Annotated in this window: 11 protein-coding genes; 4 read left to right on the top strand and 7 right to left on the bottom strand. The window is 45.6% G+C overall.

From position 1 onward, the window contains the following. Positions 1-356 precede the first annotated feature (356 nt). The 6 genes from K8R76_01170 to K8R76_01145 all read right to left on the bottom strand — a co-directional run bounded on the left by K8R76_01170 (position 357) and on the right by K8R76_01145 (position 10,346). Complete coding sequence (locus K8R76_01170; protein MCD4846783.1) at positions 357-2,525, bottom strand: DNA topoisomerase IV subunit A; 2,169 nt, start codon at positions 2,523-2,525, stop codon at positions 357-359. Beyond that, the gene (locus K8R76_01165) at positions 2,522-4,339 is read right to left on the bottom strand and encodes a type IIA DNA topoisomerase subunit B (GenBank protein MCD4846782.1); all 1,818 of its coding nucleotides are present in this window, start codon (positions 4,337-4,339) and stop codon (positions 2,522-2,524) included. The genes K8R76_01170 and K8R76_01165 overlap by 4 nt, the downstream gene beginning before the upstream one ends. Before the next feature lie 347 nt (positions 4,340-4,686). Next, positions 4,687-5,751: a hypothetical protein gene (locus K8R76_01160; GenBank protein MCD4846781.1), complete on the bottom strand. Its 1,065-nt coding sequence runs from the start codon at positions 5,749-5,751 to the stop codon at positions 4,687-4,689. A gap of 71 nt (positions 5,752-5,822) precedes the next feature. Continuing rightward, positions 5,823-7,565 carry an AMP-binding protein gene (locus tag K8R76_01155; protein ID MCD4846780.1) on the bottom strand — a complete coding sequence of 581 codons (1,743 nt, stop codon included), beginning with the start codon at positions 7,563-7,565 and terminating at the stop codon, positions 5,823-5,825. Between the two features lie 109 nt (positions 7,566-7,674). Continuing rightward, positions 7,675-8,940, bottom strand: a complete 1,266-nt coding sequence (locus K8R76_01150; GenBank protein MCD4846779.1) for an SUMF1/EgtB/PvdO family nonheme iron enzyme — start codon at positions 8,938-8,940, stop codon at positions 7,675-7,677. Positions 8,941-8,945: 5 nt separating this feature from the next. Further along, the gene (locus K8R76_01145) at positions 8,946-10,346 is read right to left on the bottom strand and encodes a B12-binding domain-containing radical SAM protein (GenBank protein ID MCD4846778.1); all 1,401 of its coding nucleotides are present in this window, start codon (positions 10,344-10,346) and stop codon (positions 8,946-8,948) included. 179 nt (positions 10,347-10,525) lie between these two features. On the opposite strand from K8R76_01145, the gene K8R76_01140 reads away from it, so the two are divergent. The 4 genes from K8R76_01140 (at position 10,526) to K8R76_01125 (ending at position 15,086) form a co-directional block, all read left to right on the top strand. Continuing rightward, a complete protein-coding gene (locus K8R76_01140) occupies positions 10,526-11,383 on the top strand; it encodes a hypothetical protein (protein ID MCD4846777.1) in 858 nt (285 codons plus the stop codon). Between the two features lie 158 nt (positions 11,384-11,541). After that, positions 11,542-12,921, top strand: a complete 1,380-nt coding sequence (locus K8R76_01135) for a TldD/PmbA family protein (protein ID MCD4846776.1) — start codon at positions 11,542-11,544, stop codon at positions 12,919-12,921. Further along, positions 12,921-14,216 carry a TldD/PmbA family protein gene (locus K8R76_01130; GenBank protein MCD4846775.1) on the top strand — a complete coding sequence of 432 codons (1,296 nt, stop codon included), beginning with the start codon at positions 12,921-12,923 and terminating at the stop codon, positions 14,214-14,216. The genes K8R76_01135 and K8R76_01130 overlap by 1 nt, the downstream gene beginning before the upstream one ends. A 96-nt stretch (positions 14,217-14,312) precedes the next feature. Further along, on the top strand, positions 14,313-15,086 hold the full coding sequence (locus K8R76_01125; protein MCD4846774.1) for an EFR1 family ferrodoxin: 774 nt from the start codon (positions 14,313-14,315) through the stop codon (positions 15,084-15,086). Positions 15,087-15,095: 9 nt separating this feature from the next. Here K8R76_01125 and K8R76_01120 read toward each other — a convergent pair whose 3' ends face one another. After that, the gene (locus tag K8R76_01120; GenBank protein MCD4846773.1) at positions 15,096-15,995 is read right to left on the bottom strand and encodes a patatin-like phospholipase family protein; all 900 of its coding nucleotides are present in this window, start codon (positions 15,993-15,995) and stop codon (positions 15,096-15,098) included. Between the last annotated feature and the right edge of the window lie 1,047 nt (positions 15,996-17,042).

The following is a 17,042-nucleotide window of genomic DNA, read 5'->3' as shown; positions in this document are numbered from 1 at the left end:
TCTGTTAATCATGAGTAAATATTACCATGTAATCTGAACATGTCAATTGCAGATTACATGCAATATATTTGTACCACTGAATTTGCCGGAGAAGATGATCCATCAAGAAATCGCTGCCACCTTTTTATACCCGGTGAAGTCTGAATACTGTTACTTCATACGATATCATGGTATGATCCGAACGTCATTCTGAATCGGTGTTCCTCCAGCCGTTCCTTGATTTCGCCAGCCTTATTAATGGAAATATGTCCCTTTCTAATTGGCTGTACAATTAAGCGCTCTGTGAAATTTCACCGGAATATCAGTTGTCGCTGATCCTACGATATGCTTCTCAGATACAGCAACCCTTCTGCTCTTTATGTATTGTCTTCGGTGTCTATGGGAATGGCTCCGAACAGATCTACGGATTCCTCATCGTCATCGGGAGTCACGATTTCCTCAGCCTGCTTGAGCACTTCTGATACGCGCCTGTGATATTCTTCCGTCTTCTGATCAATCTTTTCCGGAGATACAGGCTGGGTGCTCCCGGGGGCCTCAGTAACTGCATCTTCTTCTGGAATCACGTTTTCTTCTTCAGATAAATCGGCGACAGGCTCACCCTCTTCTGCGGTTGTATCATCATCAATCGAAGCACCTTTTATACTTGAGATGATCTTCTTTCCGCAGAGCTGTACACCTATCGCGCCTTCACTGGTTACTCGGTATTCTGAGATAAGACAGTCATCTTTTCTCTTTCTCATCCTCTTCGTTCGTTCGAACCAGAAATCCAGTTTCATTTCATTTTCGTGGGTGAAGAAGACAGCAGTCCCCCCTTCGGGAACGAATCGATATTCCTTGTCAAGTATGAAGCTCTCCACGCAGAAACGCTTGATGTAAGCAATTCCGGTATTCTTCTGCTGGTAAACAGCTGTGAAGATTAAACTTTTGTCGAGCACTCCGCAATAGAGTATTTCGCCGTCAATGAAATATTTGTCCTGGACCGGTACAACTTTATAGGTCCCATTTTTCAGGAAAAACACGAACCTGTCGTACTCGGAAACATTGAATGCCTTCTCACCCTTGATGGAAGTACCAAGTAATCCGGTCTCGGGGTTGAATCCCGCTTTCAGGTGCCTGATAGCAACTTTCTTGACATCGATATTGCTGAAATCCTCAATGCTGGTCCTGCGGGGATAGCCTTTTCCGTACTTCTCAAGAAGCCGTTCCAGATAGTCTACCGCGAATTCAACAATATTGCGAAGATGAAACCTGGTTTTCTTCATTTTCTTCTTGATATCGCTCATCTCTGCCCTGTGACTCTCGATATCAAACCTTGATATCCTCCGAATCTTAAGAGATAGGAGCTTGTCAATATCCTCTTCCGTAACCTCTATCATCTGTTTTTCAATAAAAGGCTTAAGACTGCCTCTCACCGCGTCACGGACGTTCTCCCAGGATGTGCATTCCTCGATACTCTTGTAGAGCCTGTTCTCAATAAATATCTGCTCGAGATCAAGCCAGTGAAGCCTGTTCCGGAAATCGTCCAGTTCGAGCTTCAATTCAAGCTTCAGAATCTCTATCAATCTGCCGGTACTGTAATGGACGAGTTCTGTAACGTTAGTCTCAACCGGATATCCATCCTGAATGACAATGATATTTGAAGTGTGCGGCTTTTCACATTCAGTATGCGCAAAAAGCAGTTTGAGCCCTTCTTCGGCATCGACTCCTCTGGAAAGCCTTACATTGATCTCGACCGAATCTGTTGTGTAGTCATCAATTGATGCTACTTTTATTTTACCCTTGTTTGCGGCCAGTTCAATCGAGCTGATTATCGATTCGGTCGTCGTACCCCATGGAAGTTCTCTGATAACAAGATTCTTCTGACCCTGCTTCTCTATCCTGGCTCTGTTTCTTAACCTTCCCCTGCCGTCATCGTAATCTGTTACGTCAATTCTTCCACCCTGAGGAAAATCGGGAAACAGCTCGAATTCCTGATCCCGGAGGCACGCAATCTGAGCCTTCAGAACTTCCTGAAAATTGTGAGGCAGGATCCGTGTCGACAGGCCAACCGCAATACCCTCAGCGCCTAGAAGGAGAACAACAGGAAGTTTAACAGGTAATAAAAGAGGTTCACTGTTTCTGCCGTCATAGCTCGGGGAAAAATCCGTTATCCTCTTGTTGAAGAGGGTTTCTCTTGCAAGATCGGTAAGCCTGCACTCAATGTACCTTGGCGCGGAAGCCCGATCACCTGTAAAAATATTCCCGAAGTTCCCTTGACGCTCGATGAAAAAGCCTCTGTTCGCGAGTGAAACCAGCGCGTCTCCTATGGATTGATCACCGTGGGGATGGTATTTCATGCAGTGACCGATGACATTGGCAACCTTGCTGAACCTTCCATCGTCCATCTCGAACAGGGACCAGAGTATCCTGCGCTGGACCGGCTTGAGTCCATCAGCATCATCTGGTATGGCTCTGTCCTTTATCACGTAAGAAGCATATTCAAGGAAATTTCTGTTGAATAGCTTCTTCAGGCTGGTATCGCTCATATGAGATTCTCCATAATGAATGCGCGTCTTTCCGGAGTATTCTTGCCCATGTAGAATCTTAGCATGTCAGGTATTTCTTTCAGGCGGGTTATTCGAACCGGCTCAAGTCTGATATCCGGGCCAATGAACTGACCGAATTCCTTTGGTGATATCTCACCTAGGCCTTTGAATCGTGTGACCTCAGCTTTCCTGCCAATCTTCTCAATCGCTTTGTCCCGCTCCTTCTCGCTGTAGCAGTATAACGTTTCCTTCTTGTTTCTGACACGGAATAACGGTGTCGACAGAATGAACAGGTGCTCATCAAAAACAAGGCCTTCGAAGAAGTGCAGAAATAAAGTAAGCAGCAGATTTCTGATGTGCATTCCATCGATATCAGCATCTGTAGCGAGAATTATCCTGTTATACCTCAGTCCTTCGATATCATTCTCAATATTCAGGACTCTCATGATGTTGTAAATCTCTTCGTTCTTGTAAACAGTGTCCTGACGGTGGCCGTAACAGTTCAGCGGTTTGCCTCTCAGGGCGAAAACAGCCTGCGTATACACGTCCCGGCTTGAAATAATGCTTCCGGCAGCACTTGCCCCCTCAGTGAGAAATATTGAGCTTTCCTCCGCCCTGGGATCGGAGTCGCCAAGGTGGATTTTGCAATCCCTCAGATTTGGAATTCTCAGAGCGATCTTCTTGGCCTGCTGTCTGGCTTTTTTCTTCACGTTGCTGAGTTCTGTGCGTACTTTCTTATTTGTCTTAACTTTATTGACCAGGATTTCAGCATCTTTCGGGTTCCTGTGAAGATGCTGTTCGAGTTCGGTCTTGACCGTATTTACTATCCATCCCCTGATGTCACTGTTACCAAGCCTGGTCTTGGTTTGAGATTCGAAAACCGGCTCCTTCAGTCGAATTGAAATCGCGGCGATTATTCCCTCTCGAACATCCTGACCCGAATAGCTTTCACCTGTGAAGGAATTGATCCCCTTGGTTACGCCCTCCTTGAATGCCGAAAGATGAGTACCTCCGCTGGAAGTGTACTGTCCATTGGCAAAAGACAGATACCTCTCACCGAAATCAGTTGTATGAGTAAGGACAAACTCCAATGTTTTCATTCGGAAGAATATCACCGGATATATTGCAGTATCACCTGCTTCATCGTACAGCAGATCCTTCAGACCATCTTCGGATATAAATGTCTGTCCATCCATCTGAATCTTGAGTCCGGCATTCAGATACGCGTAGTGCTGGCATCTATCCTGCAGGAACTCCTCCCTGAACGCGTAGTCTCCAAAGATTTCTGTATCAGGCGTGAATTCCACCAGAGTCCCGTTCCTCTTTGTGGTGGTGCCGGTTACATCACTCTTAAGCTCTCCTCTGCAGAATACAACCTCCCGATATTCACCGTCACGATAGGCTACCACCCTGAAACGCTCTGACAATGCGTTAACTGCCTTGGTTCCGATTCCGTTCAGTCCTACACTGAACATGAAGACATCCGTGTTATACTTGGCTCCTGTATTGATCTTCGAAACACATTCAACCAGCTTGCCCAACGGAATTCCCCTGCCATAGTCCCGCACGGAAAGAGAACCGTTCCCCTGCCTGACTTTGATACGCTTCCCGCATCCCATGATAAATTCATCAACCGAATTGTCTATTACCTCCTTGAAGAGGATATAAATACCATCGTCTGGATGAGATCCGTCTCCAATACGACCGATATACATACCGGTTCGAAGGCGTATATGTTCAATTGAGGAAAGTGTTTTGACTTTGCTCTCATCGTAAACCGAGCTGAATTCAGCGAGATCCTGTGTTTTGTTCATTTTATACCATATGTTCTGTATTCAGTAATATTCCACCACATCATATAGTATAATTCCAAGACATTCGATTCGCTACCCTGGCCCGCATAATATGCTATTTAACGAATGCGGTAAATACCCTGTATATTGATGATTCAAGTGGTTGTCTCCTGCTTCCGCAGGAGTATCTCCGCTCCTCCGAGAATAAACCACCAATAATATAGATGAAAACGAATTGAAGCTCGTATCATATTATACAGTCTGTAATTAACAAAATGCCCGGAGATCAGAATAATTAATATCTCACGATGCTGGTTTTTTAATCGCCAACTCCGAAGCCCGATTTTCTAGAATACCACTATGTGCTTTCAGGGAAGCATTTCCCGAATCTTTATGGCGAGATTCCGGATTCCCTTCTTCCTCCCGGGGAAATCAAACACGCTTTTGTCCTTCGTCTCCTCGAGAATGGAGCAGTCGGTTCCGAATTTACTGACAAACTCCTCAAAACCCTCTGGTAGCTTGAATGCTTCCCGTTCCATTACTATAGCGAGAGCTTCCTCTCTATCGATTACTCCCGCTCTTATCATGTTTGAATAGAGATACTCGTACTTGCCGAAGCCCGCTTTTCTCCTGAACAGATAACTGGAGTGTGGTGTACCCAGGCAATCGTATCTGATATCGGACATGGACCTGTTATAGTCCAGCTCCCTGTTGAGGGTCTCGTAGATCATGGGAAGATCCCATTCGATGTAATCCGGCAGGTTGAAGTACTTCACTCCGAACATCCTCTTCCAGCTTGGAAAGAAGAAATCCCAGGCCAGGCTCTTCCTGGAGAACCGGTCCTTCATGATGTTCCAGAAGCAGACTCTGTCCATGTATGCGTACTCAGGAGGTGGAGCCTCGGTGATGTCACTGAATCCGCCTGCTATGAGCCTTATCCCGTGGATGTCTGCTATCCTGAATATTGTTGTGGGAATAAGTACAACACATGCAGAGCAGAATTCACCTGTCTGGCGCAGTGAGTGACCGTATACTTCGTAAAGGAACTCCTTCGAGGGGGAATAAGTGTAGAGGTCAACACCCAGCCTGTCAGCCCCGCTTTTTACGAAGAGCTGGGCTCCTTCCTCGGCAAATCCGTTATCCAGATTGAATGCAAGAGGAGTCATCCCGTACCTGGACTTCAGGAGCCAGAGGCAATACGTTGAATCCTTACCTCCGCTGAAAGGGACCATGCAGTCATATTTACCCTTGCCCTTACCCCGGTATCGATCCATCATCTTCGCCAGTTTTCTCTCTCTTGCAGCCCAGTCTATTCCGGAGTACTTTTCATCATATTCCCTGCAGACCCTGCAGACACCGTTCTCATCAAAATCAATATTCGGGTAATTCTCAGGAAGAATACACCGGGCGCACCTTCTTACCTCATCAGTCATTTCACGCCTTTCTTTCAGGAAAAACAATATTTCCGACCAAATTGGTATATAATAGACCGGGTCGCTTCAAGCTATACCCTGTAAGAGACTTCTTCCTCAAGTCCGGCTTCTCTGAGAACTTCCTTCCTGCGAACCTTCCTGGTGGTTGTCTTGGGGAATTCGTCCTCTCTGATGATGAATCGCGCAATACGTTTGTATATTGGCTGAGATGAATTGAAATCACGTACAACTTTCTTCATGTATTCAGCAAGATATTCAGTTGTGAGACTGAAGTTGCTTTCTTCAGCGTATTCAATGAATTTCTCCATGTTCGGTACGATGATAAGCCATATCTCCTCACCTTTGGCTTCTGTCTTCTTTCCGGTAGCCATGCATTCAAGGATATTGAGATCCTGACCTATCTTCAGCTCAATTTCTTCAGGATAAACGTTTTTCCCGTTCTTCGCGATGATTACGTTCTTTTTCCGACCGGTTATAAACAAATACCCATCGTCATCAATGTGGCCATAATCACCCGTTCTGAACCATCCGTCATCAGAAAGAACCTCAGCGGTAGCCTCCGGATTGTTGAAATACCCTTTCATTACATTTGGTCCTCTGGTAATGATTTCTCCATTTCCTTCTATATCAGGGTTTTCGATTTTAACTGAAACTCCTGGAAGAACCGGTCCCACCGAACCGATTCTGTTTGCCTGTTCCCTGTTAACGGATATAATCGGAGCGGTTTCAGTGAGGCCATACCCCTGAATGAAGGGAAACCCAAGTTTCAGAAAACCATCAACTACATCCGGAGAGATGCCGGCTCCTCCGGAAATACAAAGCCTCATGGTTCCGCCAAGTTTATCGTGAACCTTCGAGAATACTTTCTTTCTGATTCCTCTTCTTCCGAGAACCTCACCCACTGAGGCAATCGTAAGTCCCAGGCGATATTTAAGCGGACCGCCCTTCATGGATTGAATCGCTCCGAATATTTTTCTGTACATGGCTTCCCACAGCAGTGGTACAGCCATCAGAATTGTCGCCTTTGAATTCGCCATATCCTCAGCCACATACCTGATACCTCTGCAGATGTAAATCGTTGATCCGTTTGTCACCGGAAACAGAAAACCGCATGTGCATTCAAATGTATGATGTACCGGAAGAATCGAAAGGAAGACATCATCAATGGAAATATCTACTATCTGTCTCATCTGTTTGACATTGGAGAGAATGTTATTTTGAGACAGTACAACACCCTTAGCCTGACCTGTAGTTCCGGATGTATAGCAGATGGAAGCCGGAGCATCACAATCCCATGTATCCGGCAGATGAACTGAACTTCCGGCTCCTTCACGGATCAGGTCATTGAATACCGGAATTCCCTTGCAGTGCGCGGTGTTCATCGCAACCATCCTGATATTACGGCTGGAGAGTATTTCAATAAAATCGTCCGCGTATTTTTCATCAAAAAAGATAATATTCGCGCCTGAATAATGCAGAATTGTAAGCATTTCAGGTACAGGAAGCTCTCTGTCAATGGGAACGACTATGCCTCCCGCTCTCAGCGTAGCGAGATATGTTATAGCCCAGGCAACGCTGTTCATGCCGGTAATTCCCACGACCGGCTTTTCCTCTCTGTCAAGAAGGGCCCTGGCTAGGGAGTCAATTTTCCTTCGCAGATCATGAAATGTTATTGATCGGTAATTGCCCTGGTTGTCCGGTTCCCTGAATGCAATTCTCTCAGGATACTTTTCAGCGATCTTCATCAGCGCTTCAGGAATACTGGATAAATCCTGTTCCTCGAGAAGTGCTTCTCCAGAGATGTCAAATTTCATATCTGCCCCTCATTGAATAAGTAGAAACAAAGCCCGTGCAATCGGAAAACAACCCCATTCATCAATAATACAGTCAGGAGTCATTGAAAAGAGGGAAGTTTAATATTATTCAATTATTAAATGATGCGACTATCCTAAAACCGATGTATGGATACCCAAGCCCTGGTTCCGGCCGCAATCTTGCCTCACATTTGCAGTCCTCCATTGAGGATAGCCAGCTCCCGCCTCGTACAACAGGAGAAGAATCCGGATGCACAGGCTGACACCATTCCCAGACGTTTCCTGCTGTATCATAGAGCCCCCACGCGTTTGCCGGATAGTTTCCGACTGGCGCTGCATGAGTAAAACCGTCCTCTATGGAAGGGTGTCTCATGAGAAGTTCTTCATTACTGTCAGACAGGTTAAGCAGGCTCCCGTCAGGTCTCCTCGAACCCCATGGCCAGGGTCCCGATCCTCCGGCAATCGCAGCTGCGAGCCATTCTTCCTCTTCAGGAAGTCTGTATAACAGCCCCAGAGTATCATTAGAAGAAAGCCACATGCAGTACGCTTCAGCAGCCTTGAAAGAAAGTCCTGTTACCGGATACTCTTCAAGTCCATCCCTAATAGCCCATTCTCCCGAAGGACTGATATCAAATGGTATGGGATAGTCACCCTGGAAGATCTCTTCAATCGTATCAGTTCTCCCCCACCGGTTTGATGTGTCTTTCACAGGGGATTCTTCCAGCTCACTGAGATATCTAAGGAATTCAGAGTTAGTTACTTCATATCTTGAGATCAGATACGCTGCAAGTGTATCTACAGGTTCGTTTATGCTGGATAACCGCACGGTACCGGCAGCTCCGGAAGGGACCAGTATCAGATCATCTGAATACTGTTCAGGAAGAACCCAGTGAAAACTGCGTGGAGTATTGGAGAGAAGAGAGAAACTGTCTTCAAGAACAATCATTTCATCAACAACCAGAATAACCTGATGAATCCCCGGAGAATTAAGAAATACCCGCGCGGGAGTGTACCCGCAGAATGAGCCATCCAGTTGAATTGAAGCTCCGGAAGGCTCACTTGAAAGATCCACTGAGAACTGGTAAGGAAGGTGAATAATAACTTTCTCACATGACATGTCCGGAACGAGAAAAGCGTCTACAGGCACGTGGCCAGGATATGTTAAAGTAACACTCAAACCATCATGCTGCACAGGTATCCGGGCAGGTGTTATCCAGTAGAAACCCTCTCCATCCGATATTTCGGCACCGGAAGGTACCGATAATACCTGAACATACGCAACAGGCCAGGAAGTATCGAACAGCAATGTAATAAGAAGAATCATCATTGCTGAAAGAAGGATAACAGCCCAGTTTCGAAGAAAGAATCCCACCATGGCTTCTAGCCTGACCAATCATTTTTTAAAACAGCCCGGATATCATCAAGAAGCTGTCCCATTCGGATATCTCTCCAGAATCTCTTCCATATATATGATGGGCGGAAATAGAACTTCCTGTGGAATAAGGCATAGTAATGCTGTATTGTATCCCAGTCGAGGTTCTCGTGCTCCCATACCTCGGTTGTTGAATGAAAATTGTACCTGTCCCAGTCCCTGGAAAGTATTCTGCCCTCCTTATCGATCTGTCTGAAAAGTGCCGACGAAGGGAACGGAAGAGTCATGGAGGCTTTTGCGTAAGTAAGTGGAAGACTCTTTGCGAATTTTATGGTCTCATTTATGGTCTCAACAGTATCTCCGGGAAGCCCGATCATGAAAAACCCAACAGTTTCAAGACCGGCCTCATGGGCGAGAGTCACTGCATTCCTTATTCTCTCAGGTGACTGGTACTTGTTGACGTTATTAAGAATCTGCTCAACTCCGCTTTCAATTCCGAACGAAACCTGGTAACAGCCAGCCCTTTTTGCGAGTTTAAAAAACTCGCTGTCAACATCATGGATATTAACTCCAGTGGGAAGCGCCCATGGAGCGGGAAAACGTTTTTCAATAAGAAGCCTGCATACTTCTTTAGCTCGCTCAATATCAGCAGTGAAATTATCATCCTTAACATGAATATCCCTGAAACCCGCCTCCAGCATCCGGAACATTTCGTCAACAACCCGTTCAGATGATTTAGAACGTACTTCATGTCCAAAAACGTTCTGACTGCAGAATGTGCAGAAATGATTACACCCTCGATTTGTCTCCATGTACCCGACCGGATTCTGACGCGAGGCAATATGCGGGGAATAATAGTACTCAAGATTATGAAGATGCCAGGCGGGATATGGAAGATCATCAAGATCAGCGATCATCTCCCTGCAGACCGTTATCGTGTAGTCAGTACCGGTTCCGAAAGCTATACCTGAAATATCCTTCCACTCCATCCCTCCGCAAATGTCAACAATAGTCCTCTCACCCTCACCGATAGTCACGATATCGAATCGGCTCTCCTCAAGAACCTCGCGGGGCATGGAGGTCGCATGTATGCCTCCGCACATTGTCACGACATCAGGAATGATATTTTTAGCGATATCAGCCAGTTCACGAGCCTCGCTGTAAAGCGGAGTCGTGAATGTTATTCCAACATACTCAGGTCTGAAAGAACTGAGGATATCCCGATATGCTCGAATGGGATCCCTTTCAATCATCAGGTCAGCAATTCTGACATCATGATCAGCGGACAGAAGCGCTCCGGCCAGACTTGCCAGTGTTACGAACGGAGCAGCTGTAATAGCAACCCTGATCTTGCTCCTGTCGTATACGCCGATTGCTGACTGCGGATTGACCAGCAGAATTCTGCTCATGACCCTCGTTTCATTCATCTGTTGAAGTACCCGGAGAAAGAAGATAACCGCTCACACTCTCCGGGCAAAGAGGTTATAGATAGATTTTGTATAATCATTGTATCGGACAGAGCTTAACAATACTGCACAAGAGGTCAGATGATAGAAGAGTACATTTTCACGTTATTCGGGACAAACCGATGTTCAGTATGACTCCGGACTGGAACTTCGCAAGGAGAATACTGGAATCCGATCCGGACAGCTTCCCTGCCGGTCTCTTTGAATTACCAGCTTTCGATGCTCTCATTCGCCATCAGATATTGAGCGGAAATCCCTCTCCGGATGGAGATATCCTTCTTTCAGGTGTGCTTGAGAATATTCCTGACAGAAACGGAGCACATCTTCTGATGGAAAAATGGGAGAATCGCTATAATGATATCATCGAGTATTCCAAAGAAGCACTTCGGTATCTCCCAGGGAAAACACGGTTATCCGGTAAAATATTCTTTGTGGCCGGTTACGACATCGGGATCGTAGCTCCACCTGATGTAGCCATCAATATCTCTCATCAGCATTTCATCAACCATCCGGACGATGTCGGGTATTACCTGACACATGAGGTTCATCATCTCGGATTTCTCTCATTTCGCACGATGCCGCCCATCCGGAAAAGTCTGCGCACCGTCCAGGGTCTGCTCGATCTGATCTTCTTCATGACTCAGATGGAAGGTATGGCAGTCCATTCTGCTTATAACAGGAGAAAAGCAGAGGGTCATCTGGAAGATAATGATGATTACAGATTCTATTACGATCCTGTAAGATGTTTGAATATCATGATGAGATTTTGGAATATCTGCGATTCAATTACCGAAAAGGAGTCACTGACTGATGGTGAGATCAGCGCTACTCTTGCCGCCATGTCCTCTGGCGAACGATTGTGGTACCGTTACGGAGCTATTATATCCGCACAACTGGAGAAAGAACTTGGCCTGGAAGCTCTTGTGGCATCGATCGAAGAGCCTGGCATCTTCATGAAGTATGCTCAAACACATGTTTGATTCAATCCGGACAGTCCGGGAACATCAACCTGTTATGGTTTTAATCACTTGCGATTTGCATTTGTTTTGTATAATTCACTTACATTGAAAATACCGAAGGGCATTCATCACAGATAATGCCTCTCAAATATTGAATACAGTCAGAGGAAGGATGTCCGATGATTCCAAAAGAACTTTGCGGTTATTCAAACCTGTTCACTGAATACACGGAGCTTCGCGTCCAGGAAAATCGTTCAGTCAATATCGCTGTCGTAAATGGTGATGTAATGGGCAACAGCAGAGCCTCTTCCAGCGGAGTTTCCGCGAGAACTTACAGTAACGGAGTATGGGGATTCGCTTCCGATCCTGAGATAAATGATAAGAACATCAGGAAGGTAATAGCCTTTGCTACAAGGAATGCCAAGTTCCTTGGCAGCAGGGAGAACAAAGGCGGAAAATCACTGCCTGTGACACTGGGGAATGGTATTCGTGATTACTCAACCACAAAAGCCAGAAAATCGCAGAAGGATATTATCGATTTTGTCAGGGAAATCGATTCCAGAATACTGCATGAATTCAAGGAGATAAGTTCAAGAACGGTTGCTCTGGGACTTCTTGATATGGAAAAATCACTTCTGACCTCAGATGGATCTTCAGCCTATTCGATGACGCCAAAGTCGATCATGTATATCTCGATGTCTACCGAACGCGATGGCCAGTTGATTGAGTTATTCGACATCTATGGTGGTCCGGGACAGTTCGAGGATGTCTTCACCACCCCGGATTTACTTTTTGAGCAGATGGATCAGTATTACAGCCACCTCCGCCGGAAAGCTGAAGGGATATACCCTGATGCCGGGATAAAGGAATGCATCCTTGATGCCGACGTGGCTGGGATCCTCGCTCATGAGGCAATAGGACACACAACTGAAGCCGATGGTGTTAGAGGGGGATCGATAGCCGGCGATTACCTTAATCAGGAGGTTGCAAGCCCGCTTATAACGATGGTCGATTTCGCGAATTCAGCTTATGGAAAGCTCTGCCCTGTACCGGTATTCGTCGATGATGAAGGTACCGAAGCAAAAGATGTCGTGCTTATCGATGGAGGAGTCCTGAAACGCTTCATGCACAACAAGGAGACTTCAATCCTGTTCGATGACGAACCGAAAGGAAACGCTCGGGCTTACCGTTTCAGTGATGAACCTATTATCAGAATGAGGAATACAGCAATTCTTCCGGGGAAGAGCAAACTCGAAGACATGATCTCCTCGGTTCAGGACGGATACTACCTCATGAAACCGAGCAATGGACAAGCTGATTCCACCAGTGAGTTCATGTTCGGTATTATTCAGGGTTACGAGATCAAAAACGGCAAACTGGGAAAAGCTATCAGAGACACTACTATCTCTGGAATAGCATTCGATATGCTCAAGACGGTCACTGCAGTATCGGATGAGATGAAATGGACATGCGCTGGAATGTGCGGCAAGAAGCAACCTATTCCGGTGGGTATGGGCGGTCCGTCAATTAAATGCAGAGTAAATATCGGAGGCAGGTAATGAGTAACAGAAAAGACATCTTGGACTACTGTATTGAAGCCATGCTGAAGACCGGTATTCAAAAGGCTCAATGCGCACTTCGAGACAGCAGCAAGGATGAATTCAACGTGGATGGCGGAGAGATCAGCCTTCTGAGAACAACTATTGACACATCTCTATACATGATGGGGATAATAGACGATAAAAAGGGTTCGATCTTCTTAAACAAGACCGATGCGGAATCAATAGACAGGGCTGTACAGGAAGTACATGATCTGGCTGAATCCTCTGAAGCTGACAGCGCTAACGACATCTCGGAACTGCAGCCCTCGAAGGTATTTCAAAAAGGGGAATCGGAATCGAATCTCGATCTGATGTATGACAGGATTACCGCTTTTCTTGAATACAGCCGTGAAACCTATCCGTCCCTGATACTCGAGCAGGCTATTCTGGATTTCGTATCAAAGAAAAGCTACTTCCGTAATTCGAACGGAGTCTATTTCGAATCCTCACGGGGTATCTACAACTTCTCCCCCATATTCACTTCAAAGGATGGCTCGGAAATATCCTCCTTCAACTACTCGGGATTCTCATCGGGGAATCTCGACATGGAACTTCGTGAATACGGTTCTATCGACACCCTCATGAGACAATCCACTGAACAGATCAGCACAAAGGAGATATCGGGGAAGTTCACAGGTGATATTATCATTACACCTGATTGTATGGATGATTTCTTATCCTATATCACCATGTTTCTGAGTGATTATCCACTTATCAGCGGGACTTCAATCTATAAGGATTCCCTTAATGAACCGATTGCCGATCCGCAACTGACCCTTCACTCAAGGCCGGTATCCGATGAGATAGCTGATGGATACTTCTTCACTGCGGACGGGTACGAAGCCATGAACAGTACCATTATTGAGAAGGGTGTGCTGAAAACCTTCCTCCTCAGTCTTTACGGCGCGAACAAAACAGGAAAACCGAAAGCAGTGAACAGTGGCGATGCGTATATAATCGATGCTGGAAAACACTCTTTTGAGGAGATGGTTTCCTCTGTGAAAAAAGGAATTCTGATGTGCAGGTTCTCAGGTGGCAACCCGAGTGATAACGGAGATTTCTCTGGAGTATGCAAGAACAGTTACTATATTGAGAATGGTGAAATACTCTACCCTGTCAGGGAAACCATGATTTCCGGTAATCTCAGCAGGGTTCTCAAGAACATCAGGCGAATTTCCAAAGAGAGAATCGACTTCGGAAGCGAGATACTGCCCTGGATTCAGGTGGGTGACATCACGGTATCCGGGAAGTAGTCTTACTCTTTCCCGCAGTCTGCCTTTACCGGAGGGGTGATGAAGAGGAATATTCATGAATACTGACAAACACCCATTTCTGAAGGATTATGAATTATGAATCTTTACTACTTCTCCGGCACTGGGAACTCGATTGCAATCGTTCGGGAACTGCAGAAGCACCTTAATGATGCTGAGCCTTTACCAATAGCAAGATATCTTGATGATGCCGAAGTCAGGGATGATTCGGAAGTCATAGGCTTCATCGCTCCCACTTACTACATGGATATACCGGATATTGTAAGGAACTTCACTAAAAAGCTCTCCATTAAAAAGAATGCTTTCGTTTTCGCAGTTATCCATTACGGTGTTACTCCTGGAAGAGCATTTCATTCCTTGAATACGCTGCTTTCAGAAAAAGGCGCAAAACTTAATGCAGGATTCGGAATAGTCCTCCCTGACAATAGTATCGCACTGAAGACACCAATCAGGAAGCAGCCGGAAATGCATGAGTCAATGCCCCGGACAGTGGAAAATATCTCATCAATGGTTCTGAAGAAACACTCTGTACCATTACCAGGAAGCGGCTCGCCACTGCTTGGTGTGAACGGCTTAGTCGGTTCATTCGTGCTCAGAAAAATCTTCGGGACCGAACGTAAGCGAATTACATCAGATTGTACGCACTGCGGAATCTGCGAACGTATATGCCCTGTGAATAACATCACTGTTCATGATAGTAATGTATCGTTCGGAGACAGCTGTGCCGAGTGTTTCGCGTGTATTCACTGGTGCCCTGAAAATGCGATCAGATATGGAATTCTAAAGGTCAACAACAAATCGCATTATACCAACCCGGCAGTATGCGCAGCTGACATAATAGCACAGAAATAAGCATTGTAACTATCCAGACCCCATTTCCGGGTAAAACTCCATCAGTTTCATTCTAAGTTCACTGCAGGCAGTTTCAGCACATGCATATATTTCCTCTGCCCTGTTAAACTCAAGAATCCCGATATTTCTTATTTCAGGTTTAATGTAAATGTCAGGCCTCTCTGATTTCTTTCTGGCTTCAACAATCGATTTCTGCATTATATCGAACATGTTCAGAACTGCCTTGACCGCATTGGGATGGTTTCCGGATACGGATTCTGCATATCCCAGAACATCTACAGCAACAACTACGTCGCAATCATCCAGAACATCCCATGGAATCGGATTCACTCCACCACCGTCAATAAGAATCTGATCTCCATATTTCACAGGGGTAAAAAGTCCGGGCAGTCCCATACTTGCCTTGACCCCCTGCAGAAGTTTCCCGGAGGAAATGACCACCTGGCTAGATGCCCAGAAATCTGTGGTGACAACCTTCAGTGGTATCTCAAGGTTATCGAAATTGTCTATCTTAATGGCATCGTAGAAATACTTCATAATTGAGTCACCTTTGAAAATCCCCGGTCCAAGGAAGTCAACGTCCAGGAATTTAACAAACCTCTTGATATCCTTGAGTATTTCTACCGCGGAATCATCCTTTCTGATAATTGTATCCCGTACTAGGCTACGAATATCTGAACCACTCAGACCAGATGCATACAGAGCTCCCATTACAGCACCTATGCTCGTACCGGCAATGCAGCATGGCCTGATTTTCATTTCATCAAGAAGCTCCAGAATTGGTATATGCGCAAGCCCCCTTGCTCCTCCTCCACCCAGAGCAAGCCCCAGTCTGATTTTCTTCTCTTTTCTATCTGGCGTTTTCCTCCCGAAAAGACTCCGGATTCTGTTCGTCAGATAATTTCTCATTCAAATCCCCGTTCAGTATTGAGAGTCTAGATTGAATAATAACATAAGCATTTGTATCCCGATTGAGCACCACATACGCGAAATAGAAAAGAATTCTGAACAACTCTGATAACTGATAACTGCTATAAAATCAAGCTGTGATGTTATGGATGATTGCCCTTCCTGATATTCTGCAAGGACAATCAAACAACCATGGACTGCTCAAACTCTTCCAGTCGACCTTGCTTATAATTTCGCTCCTTACTTCAACAGCAACTGTTAAACAACGTTTTTCGCAGTGTTAGTATGCATTTGTTTACTGCATTATGTCAATATATTCGTCTTGACTCCCAGTATTCTGTACTGTATTCTCAAACTGTTAAACCAGAAGGAGAATTGAACAGCAGCTGTTCAATCATTGTTGACGAGCAGAAAACAGCGACGCCTTGAGAACAGAGAGCAATCGGAGAACGGGCCCATAGAACAAAAAGCCGTCGCTGAAAATAGGAACAGGAAACCGGACCAGGATAGAGGAAATAATTCCACCAACAGGAAGGTAGAAATCACATGAATAAACCGGCAGTGATCATTCCAGTGATTATCATAGTCAACTCTTGCATATGGGGCTTCGCTATGATCACATCGTCACACACGCTTAGTGGAACCGGTGCGTACCAGCAGATTCAGCTCATTCTCAGTGGGAGCGCGGGTATTTCGTTGGTGGTTGTGGGAGGTGGCCTTGCCTGGTTGGCGAAGAAGCTGAAGTCGAACGAGTAAGCACTGTTGACGAGCAGGAAACGGCGAGGGCTTGAGAACAGAGAGTATTCGGAAAACGAGCCCATAGAAAAAAAAGCCACCGCCGAAAAAAAACGGAAGGAATAGGACAAAGCGGAAATATCAGCTCTTCTGGTGAAACTGAGTGTTCAAACCCTGATTACACCAAGAAGGAAATAGTTCCGCCAACACTTATGAGGCCACCCTTTGTCAAGGGGTAAAATTCGTCACTGACAGCGTGTGCTAACTGTTTTCATCTATCGTCTTGTATTCAGTTTTTACGTTCTGTCTTTG

Source organism: Candidatus Aegiribacteria sp., assembly GCA_021108435.1.
Classification (GTDB): Bacteria; Fermentibacterota; Fermentibacteria; order Fermentibacterales; family JCC-6; genus Aegiribacteria.
This window is presented reverse-complemented; position numbering and strand designations above follow the sequence as displayed.